Origin of the sequence: Sphingobium soli (genome assembly GCF_020782245.1) — a bacterium.
Classification (GTDB): Bacteria; Pseudomonadota; Alphaproteobacteria; order Sphingomonadales; family Sphingomonadaceae; genus Sphingobium; species Sphingobium soli.
In genome coordinates this window covers 1-18,895 of record NZ_JAJGNP010000019.1, presented here as the reverse complement: position 1 = coordinate 18,895, position 18,895 = coordinate 1, and the positions used below count along the sequence as shown (strand labels likewise).

Below are 18,895 nucleotides of genomic sequence, written 5' to 3'. Positions count from 1 at the left end.
TGAAACGGTGAACCTTTCTCTTCGCGTTTGAGCTCTGGCATATCGGGCATAGCGCCCTGGCCTGAGGCCCATCGCGTCGCGCCGCCGTTATTCGGCGAGGCTGAATCAGAGAGAATCGGTAACTCTACGTATGCCGAATCTGCGGCTTGCCTGCGACGCTCAGCCAATGCACTTTTGGCTTGTCGTCCATGTCGTGCCCGCGGGCAGCGACTTCTACCCGTCCCGTCATGATCGCGGCACGGTCGGGCATGATTATGGTCTGACCCGGCAACCGGCATGGGCGTGATACCGTCCATAGCCAGGCTCGGCCGGATTGCGGCGCTGCGCGGTCCCGTCCTCGACGTCGAGTTCGACGAAGGGCCGCTGCCCGCGGTCAATGAAGCGCTGCGCGTCGATGCATCGTCAGGCCCGCTGGTCGCGGAAGTGCAGAGCCATATCGATGACCGCACCGTCCGCGCCGTCGCGCTTCAGCCGACCTCCGGTCTCGCTCGTAATGTCGGCGTGACGGCCTTGGGCGCCCCCATCGCGGTCCCGGTCGGAGACAAGGTTCTGGGGCGGCTCCTTACGCCGACCGGGCAGGTGGGTGACGGCGGCGCGCCGCTTGGGCCGGATGTTCCATTGAGGCCCATTCACCGCGCACCCCCGCCGCTCGAAGACCAGAACGCGGCGACGGCGATGTTCGAGACTGGCATCAAGGTCATCGATCTGCTCGCGCCGCTCGCCCAGGGTGGCAAGGCGGCGATGTTCGGGGGCGCGGGGGTGGGGAAGACCGTGCTGGTGATGGAACTCATCAACGCGATGGTCGCGCGCTATGAAGGTGTTTCCGTCTTTGCCGGCATCGGAGAGCGATCGCGCGAGGGCCATGAGCTGCTCACGGACATGCGCGGCTCGGGCGTGATCGACAAGACCGTGCTCGTTTTCGGGCAGATGAACGAGCCGCCGGGCGCGCGCTGGCGGGTAGGGCTGACCGCGCTCACCATCGCCGAATATTTCCGCGACGAGCAGAAGCGCAATGTCCTGCTGCTCATGGATAATGTGTTCCGCTTCGTCCAGGCCGGCAGCGAAGTCTCCGGCCTGCTCGGACGCATGCCTTCACGCGTCGGCTACCAGCCGACGCTGGCCAGCGAAGTGGCCGCGCTGCAGGAGCGCATCGCCTCGGTGCATGGAGCGGCGGTGACCGCGATCGAGGCGGTCTATGTGCCCGCCGACGATTTCACCGACCCTGCGGTCACCGCCATCTCCGCCCATCTCGACAGTTCCATTCTGCTCTCGCGCGCCATGGCGGCCGAAGGCATCTATCCCGCGGTCGATCCCCTGGGATCCTCGTCGATCCTGCTCGATCCGCAGGTCGTGGGCGATCATCATTACGCGCTCGCCCAGCAGGTCCGGGAGACGATCGCGCATTATCGCGAGCTCCAGGACATCATCTCGCTGCTCGGTATCGAGGAGCTGGGCCGCGAGGATCGGCTGATCGTCGGCAGGGCGCGGCGGCTGCAGCGCTTCCTGACCCAGCCCTTCATGGTGACCCAGGCCTTCACCGGGCAAGCCGGCCGTTCTGTGGGGCTGGCCGATACGCTGAAGGGCGTCGCGGCCATCCTGGCCGGCGCGACCGACGACTGGCCCGAGAGCGCCTTCTACATGGTAGGCGATATTGAAGAGGCACGCTCTCGCGTGGGGCAGGGCGCATGAAGCTGCGGATCACCGATCCGACCGCGATCCTCGTCGACACGGACGTCAGGTCGGTTCGCGCCGAGGATGCCAGCGGCAGTTTCGGCATCCTGTCGGGCCACGCCGATTTCCTGACCGCGCTTGGCGTCTCGATCGTCTCCTGGCGGGGCGCCGATGGCGCTCCAGGCTATTGCGCGGTGCGCAACGGCATTCTGACCGTAAGCCACGGCACGGGGGTCGCGGTCGCGACGCGCGAAGGCCATGTCGGCGATGACCTCGGAACGCTCGAGCATGACGTGCTCGCGCGCTACCGCGAGCGCGACGAGGGCGAACGATCCGAACGGATCGCGTCGGCGAAGCTCAGGATGCAGGCGATCCGCCATATGGTCGAGGCCCTGCAGGGTGGTGGCCGGGAGCTTGGTCTGTGACCGCGGACAAGCCCGAGCAGCCGATCGTCGAAGCCATCCGGACCCGCGCGGAACGGCGGCGGCTTGCGCAGCGGCTTCCTTCCGTCGCCCGCAATCTCGGCCAGATCGGCGTGCTCGGCTGGCAGATCGTCCTGCCCGCGCTGGTCGGTCTCGCGATCGGCCGCTGGCTCGACCACCGGCTGGATAGCGGCATCTTCTGGACCGCGCCGCTCCTGCTCGTCGGGCTCGCCCTCGGCTGCTGGTCGGGCTGGCGCTGGATGCACCGGCAATGAGCCAGCTCTCCCCCATCCTGTTCCTGGCCCTCGGATTTGCGGTCGGCCTCGCCCATTTCGCGGCCATCGCCAGAGAAGCCGACCTCGTCACCCATGGCGGCCCGGCATCGCGCGCGATCCTGCTCAGGCTCGGGCGTCTCGCCGTCACTATTCTGGTTCTCGTCATCGCCAGCCGGCAAGGGTGGCCGGCGCTTCTTGCCGCAACAACCGGCTTCATGGGCGGGCGCCAGATCATGCTCCACCGGCTCGGAGGCGCCCGATGAAATTCGCGTCACCACTTGAAAGCCATGTGCTGTTCGCGATCGGTCCGGTGCCGATCAGCCAGCCGGTCGCCACGACCTGGGGCATCATGGCCTTCCTTACAATCGGAAGCTGGCTGCTGACCCGCCGCCTTGCGTTACGCCCAACCCGAGCCCAAGCGGCGCTCGAGCTGGTCGTCGAGACCGTCGCCGGCCAGATCCGCGAGACGATGGAGGCGGAACCGCAGCGTTATCTGCCGCTGATCGGCACGCTGTTCCTGTTCCTGCTGGTCGCCAACTGGTCGTCGCTGATCCCCGGCGTCGAGCCGCCGACCGCGACCCTCGAAACCGACGCGGCGCTGGCGCTGATCGTCTTCGGCGCGACGCTCTGGTTCGGCGTCCGCGCGCTCGGGCCCAGGGCCTATCTCGCGACCTTCGCGCGCCCCTCGATCCTGCTCGCCCCGCTCAATATCGTCGAGCTCTTCACCCGCAGCTTCTCGCTGATGGTGCGCCTGTTCGGCAACGTCATGAGCGGCGTCTTCATGATCGGCGTCGTGCTGAGCCTCGCCGGGCTGCTCGTCCCGATCCCGCTCATGGCGCTCGAAATGCTGACCGGCGCGGTCCAGGCCTACATTTTCGGCGCGCTCGCCATGGTCTTTATCGGGAGCGCTATCAGCGAGAACGGCGCCCGCCCGCCATCCAAACAGGAGTCCCCCGCATGAACTGGATCCATCTCGCCAGCATCCTCGGAGCCGCTTTCGCGATCTCGATCGGCGCAATCGCCCCGGCGCTCGGGCAGGGCAGGGCCGTCGCCGCCGCGATGGACGCGATCGCGCGCCAGCCCGAAGCCGCCAACACCGTCTCGCGCACGCTGTTCGTGGGCCTCGCGATGATCGAGACGATGGCGATCTACTGCCTCGTGATCGCGCTGCTGCTGCTCTTCGCCAACCCGTTCGCCTGACATGCGGATCGACTGGTGGACGCTCGCGCTGCAGGCGGTCAATGTCCTCATCCTCGTGTGGCTGCTCGGACGCTTCCTGTTCCGTCCGGTGATGGATGCCATCGCTGCCCGCCAGGCATCGGCCCAGGCGCTGCTCGACGAAGCGCGGGAGGCAAAGGACCGGGCACAGGCCGAAGCGCAGGCGCTCAAAACGCAGAATGACGGCTTCGTCGCGGATGCGGCGGCTCGCCGCGCCGAGATCCGGACCGAGGCCGAAGCGGAGCGCCAGCGCCTCCTCGCGCAGGCCAGGCTCGAGGCGGACGCCGTCGTCGAGCAAGGCCATGCGGCGATCGATGCCGAACGCGGGCGGGTGGCGGCGCAGTGGCGGGAAAAGGCAGCGAACCTCGCCGCCTCGATGGCAGGCACGTTGCTCGCTCGTCTCCCGCCCGAGCAGACGGTGCAGGCCATGGTCGACGCGCTCAAGGCGCGGCTCGGAGACCTTTCCGAGGCGGATCGCCGCAGCCTGGCGGCCGCCGGGCCCGTCACCGTCGCGACGCCCGCGCCGCTGACGGCCGATCTGCAGACGCAGGTAGCGCGCGCGCTTGGCGAAATCCTGCCGGATACCGCGACCCCGATCTTCGCAGTCGATCCAGATCTCATCGCCGGCGCGGAGCTTCGCACGCCCCACGCCGTCGTGCGCAACAGCTGGCGCGCCGATCTCGACGCCATGGTTGAGAGCCTCAATGAAGACGATCATGCCCGGATCGCCTGAAGACTGGCTGACGCAGGCCCAGAGCTGCATCACGCGCGCCAATCTCGGGCCGCGTGTCGATGCAATTGGCCGGGTGGAATCGATCGGCGACGGCGTTGCCATGGTCTCGGGCCTTCCGGACGCGCGCCTCGACGAATTGCTCTATTTCGCCCGGGGCCAGACCGGATTCGTCCACACGCTCGACCGGGACCGGATCGGCTGCGTGCTGCTCGACGATGCCGCCCAGGTGGAGGCAGGAGACACCGTAACCGGCTCGGGCGAGGTGGTGCGCGTGCCGGTTGGCGAGGCATTGCTTGGCCGAGTCGTCGATCCGCTCGGCCGTCCGCTCGATGGGGGCGCGCCGATCCGGGCCAGGCGCTTCGATCCTGTCGAACGGCCGGCGCCGGCGATCATCGAACGCGACCTCGTCGTCCAGCCGGTGCAGACCGGCACGCTCGCAATCGATGCGATGTTCGCCATCGGCCGGGGGCAGCGCGAACTCATTCTCGGCGACCGCGCCACAGGCAAGACGGCGCTCGCGGTCGACACGATCATCAACCAGCGCACCAGCGACATGATCTGCGTCTATGTCGCGATCGGCCAGAAAAGCTCGGCGGTCGCGCGCGTGGTCGACCAGGTGCGGCGGCATGGCGCGCCGGACCGCACCATCTTCGTCGTGGCGAGCCCCGCCGCGGCGCCGGGGCTGCAATGGATCGCGCCGTTCGCGGGCTTCACGATGGCCGAGTATTTTCGGGATGGTGGCGGCCATGCGGTGGTGGTGCTCGACGATCTCACCAAGCATGCCGCGACCCATCGCGAGATCGCCCTGCTGACCGGACAGCCGCCCGGGCGCGAGGCCTATCCCGGCGACGTCTTTTTCCTCCATTCCCGCCTGCTCGAACGTGCGGCGCGTCTCTCGACGGAGAAGGGGGGCGGTTCGCTCACGGCTCTGCCGATCGCGGAGACCGATGCCGGCAACGTCAGCGCCTATATCCCGACCAATCTGATCTCGATCACCGACGGTCAGATTATTCTCGACGCGAAGCTGTTCGCGCAGGGGCACAAGCCCGCCATCGATGTGGGCACGAGCGTGAGCCGGGTCGGCGGCAAGACGCAGCTTCGCGTCCTGCGCGACGCGAGCGGGACCATGCGCCTCGACTATGCGCAGTTCCTCGAGCTCGAGATGTTCACCCGCTTCGGCGAGCAGCCCGAGCCGCGTGTCCGCGCCCAGATCGAACGCGGCAAGCGCTTGCGCGCCTTGCTCGTGCAACCGCTGTCGAGTCCACTACGGGTCGTCGACCAGGTGGCGCTGGTCGTGGCGCTCGGCGAAGGGTTGCTCGATGGCATGGCGGTCTCGGAGATATCGTCGCTCCGCACGCGGCTGCCCGCCTGGATCGACGATCACGTCCCCGATCTATGCGCGCAGATCGAGCGGACTGGACAGATCGACACCGCGCAGCGGTCCGCTCTGATGACGACGGTGAAAGCGCTGATCGAAAGCCAGCCGGCCGGTTCTGCATCATGAGCGATCGCCTCGCCGAGATCGGCCAGCGGATCGAGACCGTCCGCCAGCTCGGTGCGGTGGTCAACGCCATGCAGGGCATCGCCGCGCAGCGGGCGCATCAGGCGCGCGCGCTGCTGCCTGCGGTGCGACGCTATGCGGAGACCGCCCGCACCGCCATTGGCCAGGCGCGCCGCCTTGACGAGCCACTGGCGCGTTTTCCGGCGCGGGCGGTCGGTGGTGCGAGAGGCGGCCTTATCCTGTTCGGTGCGGAGCAAGGCTTTGCCGGGGCCTTTCCGGAGCAGCTGCTCGACGGCGCCGCGGCCGACATGCAGGACAGGCATATTCTTCTGATTGGCGCGCGCACGGCCACGCTTGCGGCCGAGCGCGGTCTGCGCATCGCATGGAGCGCGAGCATGCCGAGCAAGGCCGATGCGCTGCCCGCACTCGCGACAAGCATCATCGACGCGCTGTACGACTATCTGGACGAGGTCGGCGCGGTGCCCATCACCATGGCTTATCCGGTCTGGAGCAGCGGCAAGGGCGTCTCGATCGTGCGCGCGAGCCTCCTGCCGCTCGACCTCGACACTTTCCCCGCGTCCACGGCGGATTTGCCGCCGCTCGTCAATATCAACGCGGCGGACCTTATCGGCGACCTGACCGCGGAATATGTCTTCGCCCACATCTGCGCGGCTGCGGTCGAGACGTTCGTCGCCGAGAATGAGGCACGGCTGCGCACCATGGCGACCGCCCGCAGCCACATCGATCGCAAGGGCGAGGCCCTGCGCCTCGAGGAGCGCCTCACGCGTCAGGATCAGATCACCAGTGAAGTCGTCGAACTGAGCGGCGGGCGACATCGGCGAGAATGAATGCAGGGCAGGCATTTCTGCTGTTCAGCAAGAAACCGCAGAACCGCCATTGTCGTCGGGATCAAGGATGGAGTTGAGCATGCACTATAGTAGCGGGAACTACGAAGCTTTCGTGCGGCCCCGCAAACCTGAGGGCGCTGACAGGAAGACGGCCTGGTTCGTCGGCTCGGGTCTTGCGGGACTGGCAGGCGCGGCGTTCCTGATCCGCGACGGCGGCGTCGCCGGCGAGCATATTACCATCCTTGAGGAGCTGCATGTTCCCGGCGGCGCGCTCGACGGCCTCGACGTCCCCGAAAAGGGGTTCGTCATCCGCGGAGGGCGCGAGATGGAGGAGCATTTCGAATGCCTCTGGGATCTCTATCGCTCGATCCCTTCGCTGGAGATCGAGGATGCGAGTGTGCTCGACGAATTCTACCGGCTCAACAAGGACGATCCCAATTTTTCGCTTCAACGCGTGACGCAGAACCAGGGCCAGGATGTGCCCGACAAGGCTTTGCTGACACTCGGCGGTCGCGCGCAAAAAGATCTGATCTCCGTCTTCCTCGCGACGCGGGAGGAGATGGAGAACAAGCGGATCAACGAAGTCTTCGGCGATGATTTCCTCAGGAGCAATTTCTGGCTCTACTGGCGCACCATGTTCGCCTTCGAGGAATGGCATTCCGCGCTCGAGATGAAGCTCTATCTGCATCGCTTCATCCACCATATCGGCAGTCTGGCGGATTTTTCCTCGCTCAAGTTCAACCGCTACAACCAATATGAATCGATGGTCCTGCCGTTGGTCAAATGGTTGCAGGATCGCGGTGTCAGATTTCGCTACGGCGTCGAGGTCACCGACGTCGATTTCGACATCCAGCCCGGCCGCAAGCAGGCGACCCGGATTGCCTGGATCGAAAACGGCGTCGAAGGCGGCGTCGATCTCGGCGCCGATGATCTCGTCTTCATCACCATCGGATCGCTGACCGAAAATTCCGACAATGGCGATCATCATACACCGGCCAGGCTGAATGAGGGGCCGGCGCCGGCCTGGGACCTGTGGCGCCGGATCGCGGCCAAGGACCCGGCCTTTGGTCGTCCCGACGTGTTCGGATCGCACATCCCGGAAACCAAATGGGCGTCGGCGACCATCACCACGCTCGACGCGCGCATTCCGGCGTACATTCGCAAGATCGCCAGGCGCGATCCGTTCAGCGGCACGGTGGTGACTGGCGGCATCGTCACGGTCAAGGACTCGAGCTGGCTGCTGAGCTGGACGGTCAGCCGGCAACCCCACTTCAGGAAACAGCCGAAGGACCAGATCGTCGCCTGGTTCTATGCCTTGTTCGTCGACCGGCCGGGCGACTATGTGAAGAAGCCGATGCAGGACTGCACGGGCGAGGAGATCACGCAGGAATGGCTTTATCATCTCGGCGTGCCGGTCGAGGACATCCCCGGCCTCGCCGCGACGGGGGCGAAGACCGTGCCGGTGATGATGCCCTACATCACCGCCTTCTTCATGCCGCGCCAGGCCGGCGACCGGCCGGACGTGGTGCCCGAGGGCGCGGTCAACTTCGCCTTTGTCGGCCAGTTTGCCGAGTCGAAGCAGCGTGATTGTATCTTCACGACGGAATATTCGGTGCGCACGCCGATGGAGGCCGTCTACACCCTGATGAAGGTCGAACGCGGCGTGCCGGAAGTGTTCAACTCAACCTATGATATCCGCACGCTTCTGGCCACAATCGGGCCGCTCAGGGATGGCAAAGGGATCGACATTCCCGGCCCGTCCTTCCTGCGCAAGCTGTTGATGAAGAAGCTTGAAGGCACAGAGATCGCCCAGCTGTTGGAAGAGTTTCATCTCCTTTCGCGATAGCAATCAAGCGCGACCCTTCGCCTGGGCTCACGAAAATTCCGCCAAAAGCTGATGAACAACGTCGATGCATCCCGGCAGGCACTATGTCCGCGCCATCAGGTGACACGCAGAGATTCAACCGCAGCAGCCCTGGCCGCCTTTACCTACAGCGGCCTTCCCATTCCAGCCGCAAAGGCGATCCGCAAGGTTTCGGCAAGGGTACGGACTCCAAGCTTGGACATGATGCTCGCGCGATGGACTTCGACCGTCCGTGAAGAAATGCCCAGATCATAGGCGATGGTCTTGTTCGGAAGGCCTTGCGCAAGGCCTTCGAGAACATCCCGTTCGCGCGGTGTCAGTAGATCGACCTGTCGGCATGCCTCGGCTTCTTCGAGAGCGCGCCCCTCGGCCGTGTCGATGCGCGCGAACGCTCGGTCTATCGCATCGAGCAGCAGCGCCCGTTCGATAGGTTTGGCCAGGAAATCGACAGCACCCGCCTTCATCGCTTGGACAGCAAGCGCAATGTCTCCGTTGCCGGTCAGCATCACGACTGGCATGCTTATATCCATCTGCGTCAGCGCTGCCTGAACCTGTAGACCGTTCATGTCCGGCATGTGCATGTCGAGAACGATGCTACCTCTTTCAGCTTCATCTGCAATTTTCAGAAAGTCGACTCCCGAGCCATAGGTCTCGACGGCAAATCCCGCTGTCCTTAATGTGAATCCTACAGCTTTCCTGATTGTTTCTTCGTCATCAATGACATGAACGACGCGCTTGCTCTCCATGGCCCCCCGGACGTGTTGGCATTGCTGCGCACCCCAGCGGGCACAGCTTCAAAGGGGAGACCTTCTACGGGTAGGGCCATGGTCCAAGGTCAAGGCCGAAATACCGCCGCATCACAACAGGCAAGGCAGGTGCTCGGCGAGAGGGGGGTAAGCGACCCGGCATCATGTGCCGAACTTTGCGAGATGACCGCTCTTGCGAACGGGGCGGCGCTCCCTCTGGTCTCCCGGCGGCAAGGCGCCGCAAGACGCTGCCGCCGGGAGTGGGCACGCCTCTTGGGGGATGAGCGCGCTGGTTGCTCCTAAGCTCGACGCGTCATGTTGTCATGGCAAGAAGCTGATAATCGCTATTCTGTGTCAGCAGCGCGCCGTAACGCCGATGTCCGGGGCGGATCGCAGCTCCGCTCGCGCGCCGCTACGGCACGGCGAATCCGATTCAGCACGAACCGGTGATCATAGGGTTTTGAGATCGAAGGCTGATCATCGCAGAGATCGCCCGCCTTCCGTGTCGCAGTTTCGATATTCCCGGCGAGGATGGCACCGATACCGGGTTGTTCCTGACGAACCAAGGATGCCAGGCCCGCGCCGCGCTCAGCGCGATCGAGCCAGCGCAGCGCTGCCATCACATCGTCGACCGGCACCGGGATGCTGGCGGGCGACGGAGGGCCGGTTGGCCCTCGACGGCGGAGCGATCGGACGCCCAGGATGCAAGGATGGCGGGCTTCACTTCGGGCTCAAGCTGCGGGTCCGAGCAACGATGAAGGGATCAAGGAAAGAGCGTGTGTGCGACATGACATATCCTCCTTTCCTGCCGCGACTTTCTCCGAAAGCGAAGTTCCCGGAAGATTGGTTCGGGCTCGTGTAGGGTCAATGGATGGGAATGCGCCCGGCGTTTGCCGGGCGTTCGTTTTCATCGTGCATTGAGCATTGAGTACTGAAGAACTGACGCGCAGCGCACCGTTCAAATTCCGTGACGAACGGCCTCCGCAATCGCCGGCATCACGTCGATATCATTAGAGGTATGCGCAACAGCGTTCGTGCTCACGATCCTCTCGACGAGCCCACCCAGGACTTGCGCTGCATCGCCGGCGAAAAGCGGATGCACGACCACGCAATCCGGTCGCGCGAACCCCATGCCGACCAGCTGGCGCGCCGCCTCGGCGAGGGTCCGGCCGGATGAGGCGATATCGTCGACCAGCACCGGCTGGCGATCGAGAAACGCTGGGGCATTCGGAATCGAGATGGTGACGTCACGGTCGCCGGACCGGATTTTCTCGCACACGAGAAACGGAGCATCGGCATCGGCCGCCACCTGCGAGACCCACTGTTCGCTTTCCAGGTCCGGACCGATGATCAGCGGACGAGCGACATTGCGCTTGATCCACGAGGCCAGAAGCCGCGCAGCATGAACAACCTGGGTCGGGATGCGGTAGATTTCCGACAACGCATGATAGCGGTGGAGATGCGGATCGACCGTCACCAGCCAGTCGAGATGGCGGGACAGGATCGCGGCAAAGGTTCGCGACGTCACCGCCTCGCCGGGATGGAAGCGAATGTCCTGGCGCATGTAAGCGAGGTAGGGGGCGACGAGCCCGATCCTGCGAGCGCCCAGATCGCGCGCGGTGTCGGCTGCGAACAGCAGCGGCAACAGCTTGGCGTCCGGATGATCGAGACTGCACAGCAGGATGACCTCGCGGTCGCTGATGTCGCTTACGACCCTGAGATAGGTTTCCCCGTCAGGAAACTGACGATGCTCGATCGTGCCGACCTCTGCATCGAGCGCGGCGGATAGCGGCTGTGCCAGGGCCTCGCTGCCAGACAGCGCGAACAGCACGGGACGGTTCATAGCGCTTCAATCCCGAAGATCGGCCCGTCGCTCACCGCATAGGCCGCCGCATAGTCGAGCTCGCCCGGGCTCTCGGCATGAATGGTGCACAAGGGAGCCCCGGCATCCACCATCTGGTTCAGCCGACACTGCAGCGCGACGCCGGCGGCCTTGGCCATCGGCGCGCCGGCAAGCTTCGCGACCGTCGCGAGCTTGCGATTGTCGATACTCACCAGGCGGCCGCTATAGGGAGCGATCATATCCTGTTGGAACCGGGCGACCGGTGGAGCCCGCATGCCGCCCTGCGCTTCGCAGATACGTTGGAACTTGGCCCAGGCCCGGCCGCTTTCGAGGCACGCCCGCGCACGCGCATAACCTTCGCGGGCCGGGGCTGCGTCCGCGAGCTCAAGCAGTCCTCCCGCCAGCTCGCAGGCCCGGTGGGCGAGATCCTCGGCGCCCGGCTGCCCCTGGAGCACGGCAAGGATATCCTGCGCCTCGAGCGCCGGACCGATGCCCCGTCCGATCGGCTCGGCGCCGGGGCCGCGCATCACGCGCGTGCGAAGCCCGAAGGCTTGGGCGACCGAGCTCAGCGCGCGCTCGAGCGTGTCGGCGGCATCGGCGCCGCGTACCTTCGCCGTCGGCCCAACCGGGATGTCGATGACCAGATGGGTCGCACCGGCCGCGATTTTCTTGGACAGCACCGAGGCGACCATCTGCCCGACGGCATCGATATCGAGCACGCGCTCCACGCCGATGATCACGTCGTCGGCAGGGCTGAGATTGACGGCGCCGCCCCAGGCGATGCAGCCGCCTTCGCGCTCGACCACCTTGCGGATTGCGGAAACGTCGAGGTCGACAGGTGCCAGCACCTCCATCGTGTCCGCCGTGCCGGCCGGCGAGGTGATCGCCCGCGACGATGTCTTGGGCATGATCAGGCCCTCCGCGGCCATGATCGAGACGATGATCGGCGTGGTGCGATTGCCCGGCAATCCACCGACGCTATGCTTGTCGACGATGACCTCTTCGGGCCACTGCAATCGCTCGCCGACATCGACCATCGCCCTGGTCAGGCTGATCGTTTCGTCCGTATCGAGCGGGACCGCTGAGCAGGCCGTGACGAACGCCGAGAGATGGACATCGCTATAGCGTCGCTCGGCGATGTCGGTGATGATCGCTGAAAAAGCCCCATCGGAAAGCCGATTGCCATAGACGCGCCGACGCACGTCGCTGAGCGAGGCGAGAGGCTGGGCGTGCGCGATCTCGACCGGATCGCCGTCACTGACGCCGAGCCGCTGCCAAGCGGATTCGGACAGGCCGATCTCGCCTGGCGCTGGAGCCTCCGCGGAACTATGCAGCAGCGAGACGACGATTTCCCGCCCGCCGGCGCGCAGCGCAACTTGCGCGCGCGACGCGAGACCTTCCGAGCGGCAGACCGGACAGTCGTGGCGCATGACCGCGATCTGATCGCTTCCGGCAGCCGACAGGCCGATGCGGTGTGCCCGCAGCGTCGTCGCGACAGGCTCTGCTTCGGCGTCCTCGATAATCCCGGGCTTCATGCGAGCATGCCCCAGCTACCCAGCGCCGGTACGCTGCATGCCCAGCCCAGCTCCTCCGAGACGCGCTTTGCCAGAACCTGGGCGCCGGTCGGCTCGCCATGGGTGACATAGACATGGCGTGGGGCCTCGTGCAGAGACCCGAGCCAGCGCATCAGCTCGTCACTGTCGGCATGGGCCGAGAGCATCGTCAGGTTGGCGACCTCGGCTTCGACCGGGATATACTCACCGTGGATCTTGATCGTCCGGGCGCCTCCGATCATGGCGGCGCCGCGGGTGCCCGCCGCCTGGAAGCCCGAGAAGAGGATGAGGTTCTTCCCATCCGGCGCGAAGCGCTTGAGATGGTGGAGCACGCGGCCGCCCGTCGCCATTCCACTGGCCGAGATGATGACCTTAGGGGCGGGGTTGGCGGTGAGTTCTTTGGATTCTTCCACTTCGCGCACATAGTGCGCGACCCCGCACGCCGCTTCACACTCGGCGCGTGTCAGGCGATGCTCGTCCATGAAATCGCACATCAGCCCGCTCGCGTTGATCGCCAGCGGGCTGTCGAGGAAGATCGGGATGTCGCGCAGACGGCCTTCGGCGCGCAGCCGGGAAAAATGGTAGAGCAGGGACTGGACGCGGCCCACGGCGAAGGCGGGGATCACCACGGTCCCGCCACGCTTGACGCACCGTTCGACATGGTCCCCCAGGGTCTTGGTCGGATCGACCTGTTCGTGGCGGCGATCGCCATAGGTGGATTCCACGAGGACATAATCGGCACGGGCAGGTGGCTCGGGATCCTTCATGACTGCGTCGCCATAGCGCCCGACATCACCTGAGAAGAGGATCGTGCGGCCCTTCCAATCGATCTCGATCGAGGCGGCGCCGAGGATGTGGCCGGCGCGATGATAGCGCGCCCTGATGCCGTCCGCGATCGGGTGCCACGCCCCGAACTCGACCGTGCGGAACAGCTGCAGCGCAAGGCGGGCGTCAGCCTGCGTGTAGAGCGGCAGCGCGGGCTGGTGCCTGGAAAAGCCGTGGCGATTGGCGAACTCCGCATCCTTTTCCTGGAGGTGCCCGCTGTCGGGGAGCAGAAGCTCGCACAAAGCTTCGGTCGCCCGGGTGCTGAGGACGGTCCCGTCCCAGTCAAGGCGCGCCATGCGTGGCAGCGCGCCGGAATGATCAAGATGCGCGTGCGTCAGCAGCAACAGGCCGACATCGGCAACCTCGGGCGCGATCGGCGCCCAATTGAGGCGGCGCAAATCCCTCGGACCCTGGAACAGGCCTGAATCGACCACGACCTGCGTATCGCCGTCGTCCACCAGATAGCGCGACCCTGTCACCGTTTCCGATGCGCCGAGGAACGCGACGCCAAGGCCGTCGGCAGGTCGCGTGGCGAGGTCGATCCTTGCTTCCCGTTCGAGCAGGTTCACCCCGACATGGCCGCGGGAATGATGCTTTTTCCTTTTCTTGTGCATGAACTCTGGCCTGCCTCTCACGCTTATTGTCCTTAGCGCAGCATTGGTGGACGACCAGCGCACGCCTATACGCAAAAGCCGCAGAATGACGGCCGCGTCATGACCACTGCGTAACGCCGATAGGGATGGTGAGGTTTGTGAACCAGCCGGCATCGCCTTCTTGGGCGAATGACGGACTTCGGTCTCTACTTATACCTTGCTCCCGGGACTCGGATCTATGCTCGCAAGACATTGGCGAGAGAAGAGCGGCATATGGACGGGCATGACCATCGCATGCGCAAGCGTGGAAAGATCGTTTTGATCGGCTTCCTGCTAGTCGCGGGCTTTTTCCTCATCACCGAGCACACCGCACATTTCCTGGGTGTGTTGCCCTATCTGATCCTGCTCGCCTGTCCGCTCATGCACCTGTTCATGCATCACGGTCATGGCGGCCATCAGCATGGCCATGACCAGATGCCGGGTGCTGTCCCGACCGGACTGCCTGCGAATTCGAACGAGCGCGTGGAAGGGGGGCCGCGATGACGCATACCGATTATGGCTATGGTCTTTGGGGGCTGGCGCTGGTCAACGCCTCCGTGTTCATCCTATTCGCGTACAGCTTCTTCAAACCCGCCACCGGGCGCGACTGGCGCAGCTTCGGCGCATTCAGCGCATTCATCGTTGCACTCTTCGCCGAAATGTATGGCTTCCCGCTCACCATCTTCTTGCTCTCGGGTTGGCTCCAGTCGCATTTCCCCGGCCTCGACTGGTGGAGCCACGATGCCGGCCATCTGCTCGAGATGATGTTCGGCTGGAGGGTCAACCCACATTTTGGCCCGTTCCATCTTGCCAGCTTCGTGCTGATCGGCGCGGGCTTCTGGCTGATCTCGGCCGGATGGGCGCCGCTTCACGCAGCCCAGCGCGTTCACAAGCCCGCAACGACGGGAATCTATGCCAAGGTTCGCCATCCGCAATATATCGGGTTCATCCTCGTGATGCTCGGATTTCTGCTGCAATGGCCGACGTTACTGACGCTCGCCATGTTTCCGGTGTTGGTGGTGATGTATATTCGCCTTGCCCGGCATGAGGAGAAGGCGGCGCTCGCGGAATTTGGCCAGGCATATCGTGCGTATATGGACCGCGTACCCGCCTTTGTTCCGCGGCTACGTGGTCGGTCGGCTCGTTTCTCCGACTCCAACCCCGCTCGGGGGGAGGCGGCAGGTAAGGCGATGAGGCCCGAAGAGCAAGCTCCGCCGCGCCGAGGCTGAGGGGTTGGACGCTTCGCCGCGTATTATATTCGAACGGTGACGCACGCATCAGGCGCGTTGCACTGCGGTACTTTGATTTGTCGGGAGTAGCTTCACTTGATTTGGCGGATCGCGTGACATGAAATCCGTCGTGGTGCCCCAGAGTCGTCCCTCATCGGACCTTCGCGCATCGGCAAATCGTGATGTCAAAAAGCGCCTTCCCTCATCTGCTCTTCACTGGGACGAAGACGTACCAAGGCAGTGGTGGTCACAAGTTCGGCCGCTCGCCGCCGCCGTTCGCGCACGCCCTCCGCAATTGTCCATGAGCGGGTCGGCGACCCTCCAAGCACCGCCAAGCCGGGCCCGACGGAACCGCGAACGGCGTAGCTGACTCAGTCCGGCCCTGCGCCTTTTAGGGTGAGAAAGTAACTGGATGTGCATCGAGTCAGAAAGACAGCTTTTTCAAGCGATAGACCCTGCGGCGGCCGACGCGATATTCCATACATTGAGTGCCCGATGGGTGTTGCACATCCTGGTAGCCCTGAGCAAAGACGAGCTGCGATTTACATCCATTCGTCGAGCCATACCGAAAATCAGCGCTAATGTGCTCACGGTCCGCCTACGGGAATTGGAAGGCGTATCTCTGGTCTCGCGAATGATGTCGCCACCGCCTGAATCCTATCAACTCTATGGCTTGGGGCCATTGGCGCATGGTTTGAGACCTGCGCTCCAACATCTGGAGCAATGGAGGACTAAGCTCAGCTTACTCGAATGAAATGCAGCGTTTTAGGTCGATGCTTTATCGTCGACTGCGTTGAGACCACTCAACAGTGGATTTCCTGCTCCCCCGTGGTTGGCCCCTCGGCAGGAGAACAGCCGCGATCTCATCGTAGCTGATCGGGTGGACACGGTCGCTCGTGCGGAAACGCGCGATGTCCAACGTGTCGTCGCCGAACGTCACAGCAATCGAGTTTATGAGATAGGCTCGCTCCCGGGAGTAGGGCAGCATCCAGATCACTCGTTTTGTCGCGATATTTTGGCGTAGTCTGGTCAGTTTGAGCGTTAGCTGTCGGCTCGGCTGATCGTTGGATCCGACGGCGAGGACGGTGGTGCCATATAGCCTGGCGGGTTTACGCCACGCCAGTATCTGGTCGATGGTAGCGCCTGCCTCGACCACCGAATCGCACCCACTGGCGTATCGGTTATTGATCGCTCCCGACAGTCCGACGCCAATGCTGTCACCGATAACAAGGCACGCGAACATGCACATCCTCGTGTAGAGAGGCGACTGAGATTGCCGGACGGTACAGAACTTGGAACCAACTCGGCCTTGCTTAGTCTTCCATTGCCATAACGTGTGCAGCAAGCGCCGACACGTCGGCATGGCCTAGGATATAGGATGCACCCGTCTCGGAAAAGAATAGTTTGACGCGCTGCTCTTCTGAGGCGGGGGTAGAGGTCAGCACCGCCACGTCAGAATTCTTCCAGAAGGCGTCGACAAAATTTACAAGTTCAGACCAGGCCTTATCACTGTCGTCGTGAACCGTGATGCGCTCTCGCCCACGATAGAGTATCACAAGAACCGATACCTGCATGACACCTTGAAGCTCGCCCTGTGTACCTACCAATTTATGAACTGTCTCCAGGCTGCTGACCATGCTAAGCCCGACGCCGTTCGAGATCGCTGAAAATCGTCTCCAAATTGGAGCAACTTTGCGTGTGTAGTCGATTGATTGCGACTGGTGTAAGTCTCATGGAAACGACGGCCGTGGTCGACTGATACGACCAGAGCGGATGGAAGGGTTGTGAACCGTGGAACATCTTTCGGCCGCGGAGCTTCAGAATTGGATCGCGCTCTATGCCGCTGCGGGGCTTTGCTGCGCCCTTGCTCTTATCATGTCCTTGGGTTTCATCACCGTCGAGCTGTGCCGCGAACGGACATGGGAAACGGTCACCACGCCGAGGAACCTGCTCCGGCTCATCCCTAAAACCTGGTGGAGATGGCAGAAGCTGTACCTGCTTTCGACCCCTGTTACGCTTGCCATCGTGAGTGCATTCGCCATGACATTGTCTTGGCCTTAGGGCTACGCCCTTCCATCAGGATCGGTAGAACGCTTCGACGATCAGGCGCCAGATTTGTTCATCCTCAACGTCCTTCGGCGTGATTGAAAGAACGGGAGCGATCTGTTCAAGGCTCCGGCGAGCAGCCAGCTTCGGGATACGTAGCTCGACGCTCGTCTCCTCTAGAGCTTGCACTATGAATCGTCGAATCTCACCAGTAAGACGCGAGCGCGCTTCGAGGAGGAATTCCGGTCGACAGCTTCCAAGCGGGGTCAGCCGGTCAAAAACTGGCTTCTCAATTGCTAGTTCGATGCCATCTTGCATGAGGCGGTGCCTCGATCGGAGGAGGGCTCTCAACAAGGTCCTATGGAAATTGCTATCGACCGGTATGAACCTCAGACCCGAATAAATCGGTTGGGCGTAGGCTCGCAGTGGCGCATAGCCTTGCGCTTCGGGATATTGGCCGATAACGACAATCACCAGATACGGCCCTGTGATCGAGTTATCCCGCACCGATGGCGACTGGACGCGATTGGCGACTGCGATCGGCTCGGATCCTGCCGGAAAGATCGTGGAGCCTTTGAACGACTTGGCAAAGATCGTGAGAAAGCCTTGGGGTGCATGGCCGCGCGGCCATCGGCGAGATAGCGCTCGGATGCCTGCGAAGGCCCGCCTGCTGTGAAGCGCGTCGCCGTGAGTCCAGAGAACACGATCGAGTTCGATTCCAGGGGCAACTTCGATCCTCGCGGCGGCCGCTGCGAGCAGCTTGAACTCCGCGCCGATGGCACGCTCTGACGGCTCCTGATCGCTGGGGACGGCAATGTTGAGACCGGCATTGGCGATCAGCCTCCAGAGCAGGCGGGCGAGGCGCGGAACGGAAGCACTTCGCGTGCGGTCGTCGCTGGCGTCGTCATCTGGTCGTTGAGCGAGCTTTTCCGGCGCCGGGCGCAGAACCTCGAAATAGCCGACGGGGGGGTCTGCCGGCGTCTGGGCTCTCCGCGTTTCCGTGATGCGGTTCGTGGCTTGGTCCCGAAAGAAGGGACAGGACGAAACGTGTTCGGGCCGGTTTGTGCTTGTGAGCCGCCGCAGGTAATAGGTCTCCGCTTCCGACAGGAACGCGGGTGTCAAAATGGGTGGTGCCTGTTTGGTGCCACGGCAGTTGCAGGCAATCCACTTCGAGCCGATACGCGCCTGCTGCACCAACGTGATGCCGGCCTCTTCGTCATGTCGGGATCCTTTACCGATGTACCAGCGCACGAGAGCCGCCCGAAGGGGGAGCGGAAGGGGGATGCGAGCGGCGTCAAGTCCGTCGCTATGGCGATCAATCAACCACATGGACTAACCTGTCGAAGCGGGTTTCGATCCGATCGTCCCTGAAGCGTTCAGGATTGACAACAATATTCGCCCTGACCTCCACTCCTGTTGATTTCCACTGAGAAGTGACCCGGGTAGGGCGTAAATTTCCACTGAGAATTGACCCATGTTGAACTCGTCC

22 protein-coding genes and 1 pseudogene are annotated in these 18,895 nt (G+C 63.8%); 14 read left to right on the top strand and 9 right to left on the bottom strand.

The features are described 5' to 3' along the window. Positions 1 to 276: 276 nt before the first annotated feature. The 10 genes from atpD to LL253_RS16975 all read left to right on the top strand — a co-directional run bounded on the left by atpD (position 277) and on the right by LL253_RS16975 (position 8,514). Positions 277 to 1,689 (top strand): F0F1 ATP synthase subunit beta, encoded by a 1,413-nt coding sequence (gene atpD / locus LL253_RS17020; protein WP_037448022.1) that lies wholly within the window; start codon positions 277 to 279, stop codon positions 1,687 to 1,689. Then, a complete protein-coding gene (locus LL253_RS17015) occupies positions 1,686 to 2,096 on the top strand; it encodes a F0F1 ATP synthase subunit epsilon (RefSeq protein WP_228227937.1) in 411 nt (136 codons plus the stop codon). The genes atpD and LL253_RS17015 overlap by 4 nt, the downstream gene beginning before the upstream one ends. After that, entirely contained in the window at positions 2,093 to 2,368 is a 276-nt protein-coding gene (locus LL253_RS17010) for an AtpZ/AtpI family protein (protein WP_021245229.1), read from the top strand. Before LL253_RS17015 ends, LL253_RS17010 begins: the two co-directional genes overlap by 4 nt. After that, the gene (locus LL253_RS17005) at positions 2,365 to 2,631 is read left to right on the top strand and encodes an ATP synthase subunit I (protein WP_017501319.1); all 267 of its coding nucleotides are present in this window, start codon (positions 2,365 to 2,367) and stop codon (positions 2,629 to 2,631) included. Before LL253_RS17010 ends, LL253_RS17005 begins: the two co-directional genes overlap by 4 nt. Positions 2,632 to 2,657: 26 nt before the next feature. After that, positions 2,658 to 3,329: a F0F1 ATP synthase subunit A gene (locus tag LL253_RS17000; RefSeq protein WP_234703094.1), complete on the top strand. Its 672-nt coding sequence runs from the start codon at positions 2,658 to 2,660 to the stop codon at positions 3,327 to 3,329. Beyond that, positions 3,326 to 3,568 (top strand): F0F1 ATP synthase subunit C, encoded by a 243-nt coding sequence (locus LL253_RS16995; RefSeq protein ID WP_017501321.1) that lies wholly within the window; start codon positions 3,326 to 3,328, stop codon positions 3,566 to 3,568. Before LL253_RS17000 ends, LL253_RS16995 begins: the two co-directional genes overlap by 4 nt. Position 3,569: 1 nt before the next feature. Then, on the top strand, positions 3,570 to 4,319 hold the full coding sequence (locus tag LL253_RS16990) for a F0F1 ATP synthase subunit B family protein (RefSeq protein ID WP_021245231.1): 750 nt from the start codon (positions 3,570 to 3,572) through the stop codon (positions 4,317 to 4,319). Beyond that, the gene (locus tag LL253_RS16985) at positions 4,291 to 5,823 is read left to right on the top strand and encodes a F0F1 ATP synthase subunit alpha (RefSeq protein ID WP_306303067.1); all 1,533 of its coding nucleotides are present in this window, start codon (positions 4,291 to 4,293) and stop codon (positions 5,821 to 5,823) included. Before LL253_RS16990 ends, LL253_RS16985 begins: the two co-directional genes overlap by 29 nt. Beyond that, complete coding sequence (locus tag LL253_RS16980; protein WP_021245233.1) at positions 5,820 to 6,668, top strand: F0F1 ATP synthase subunit gamma; 849 nt, start codon at positions 5,820 to 5,822, stop codon at positions 6,666 to 6,668. Before LL253_RS16985 ends, LL253_RS16980 begins: the two co-directional genes overlap by 4 nt. 79 nt (positions 6,669 to 6,747) lie before the next feature. Beyond that, entirely contained in the window at positions 6,748 to 8,514 is a 1,767-nt protein-coding gene (locus LL253_RS16975) for an oleate hydratase (protein WP_066701150.1), read from the top strand. Between the two features lie 143 nt (positions 8,515 to 8,657). On the opposite strand, the gene LL253_RS16970 is transcribed toward LL253_RS16975, so the two are convergent. From LL253_RS16970 to LL253_RS16945, 6 genes and pseudogenes are all read right to left on the bottom strand, one after another. Continuing rightward, positions 8,658 to 9,278, bottom strand: coding sequence for a response regulator transcription factor (locus LL253_RS16970; protein WP_030541612.1), 621 nt, complete (start codon positions 9,276 to 9,278; stop codon positions 8,658 to 8,660). 344 nt (positions 9,279 to 9,622) lie between these two features. Beyond that, a complete protein-coding gene (locus LL253_RS16965) occupies positions 9,623 to 9,898 on the bottom strand; it encodes a hypothetical protein (protein WP_140159542.1) in 276 nt (91 codons plus the stop codon). Continuing rightward, positions 9,872 to 10,067: pseudogene (locus LL253_RS20040) on the bottom strand (hypothetical protein); the annotation flags it as partial. The gene LL253_RS16965 and the pseudogene LL253_RS20040, both read right to left, overlap by 27 nt. Before the next feature lie 169 nt (positions 10,068 to 10,236). Beyond that, positions 10,237 to 11,121, bottom strand: a complete 885-nt coding sequence (locus LL253_RS16955; RefSeq protein ID WP_150289958.1) for a ribose-phosphate pyrophosphokinase — start codon at positions 11,119 to 11,121, stop codon at positions 10,237 to 10,239. Next, positions 11,118 to 12,656 carry a thymidine phosphorylase family protein gene (locus tag LL253_RS16950; protein WP_066701149.1) on the bottom strand — a complete coding sequence of 513 codons (1,539 nt, stop codon included), beginning with the start codon at positions 12,654 to 12,656 and terminating at the stop codon, positions 11,118 to 11,120. The genes LL253_RS16955 and LL253_RS16950 overlap by 4 nt, the downstream gene beginning before the upstream one ends. Continuing rightward, a complete protein-coding gene (locus LL253_RS16945) occupies positions 12,653 to 14,113 on the bottom strand; it encodes an MBL fold metallo-hydrolase RNA specificity domain-containing protein (protein ID WP_171012665.1) in 1,461 nt (486 codons plus the stop codon). Before LL253_RS16945 ends, LL253_RS16950 begins: the two co-directional genes overlap by 4 nt. Positions 14,114 to 14,386: 273 nt before the next feature. On the opposite strand from LL253_RS16945, the gene LL253_RS16940 reads away from it, so the two are divergent. From LL253_RS16940 to LL253_RS20035, 3 genes are all read left to right on the top strand, one after another. Then, positions 14,387 to 14,635, top strand: coding sequence for a DUF2933 domain-containing protein (locus tag LL253_RS16940; protein ID WP_037477917.1), 249 nt, complete (start codon positions 14,387 to 14,389; stop codon positions 14,633 to 14,635). Continuing rightward, a complete protein-coding gene (locus LL253_RS16935) occupies positions 14,632 to 15,360 on the top strand; it encodes a methyltransferase family protein (RefSeq protein ID WP_083216029.1) in 729 nt (242 codons plus the stop codon). The genes LL253_RS16940 and LL253_RS16935 overlap by 4 nt, the downstream gene beginning before the upstream one ends. 412 nt (positions 15,361 to 15,772) lie before the next feature. Beyond that, positions 15,773 to 16,114, top strand: a complete 342-nt coding sequence (locus tag LL253_RS20035) for a winged helix-turn-helix transcriptional regulator (protein ID WP_076605463.1) — start codon at positions 15,773 to 15,775, stop codon at positions 16,112 to 16,114. A gap of 24 nt (positions 16,115 to 16,138) precedes the next feature. Here the strand turns inward: LL253_RS20035 and LL253_RS16930 are convergent, their stop codons facing one another. Then, on the bottom strand, positions 16,139 to 16,603 hold the full coding sequence (locus LL253_RS16930) for a hypothetical protein (protein WP_076605462.1): 465 nt from the start codon (positions 16,601 to 16,603) through the stop codon (positions 16,139 to 16,141). A 70-nt stretch (positions 16,604 to 16,673) separates the two neighbouring features. After that, complete coding sequence (locus tag LL253_RS16925; protein WP_070936271.1) at positions 16,674 to 16,997, bottom strand: hypothetical protein; 324 nt, start codon at positions 16,995 to 16,997, stop codon at positions 16,674 to 16,676. 154 nt (positions 16,998 to 17,151) lie between these two features. Between LL253_RS16925 and LL253_RS16920 the strand changes: the two genes are divergently transcribed. After that, positions 17,152 to 17,421, top strand: a complete 270-nt coding sequence (locus tag LL253_RS16920) for a hypothetical protein (protein WP_066701146.1) — start codon at positions 17,152 to 17,154, stop codon at positions 17,419 to 17,421. A gap of 15 nt (positions 17,422 to 17,436) precedes the next feature. Here LL253_RS16920 and LL253_RS16915 read toward each other — a convergent pair whose 3' ends face one another. Next, entirely contained in the window at positions 17,437 to 18,735 is a 1,299-nt protein-coding gene (locus tag LL253_RS16915) for a hypothetical protein (RefSeq protein WP_150289959.1), read from the bottom strand. Between the last annotated feature and the right edge of the window lie 160 nt (positions 18,736 to 18,895).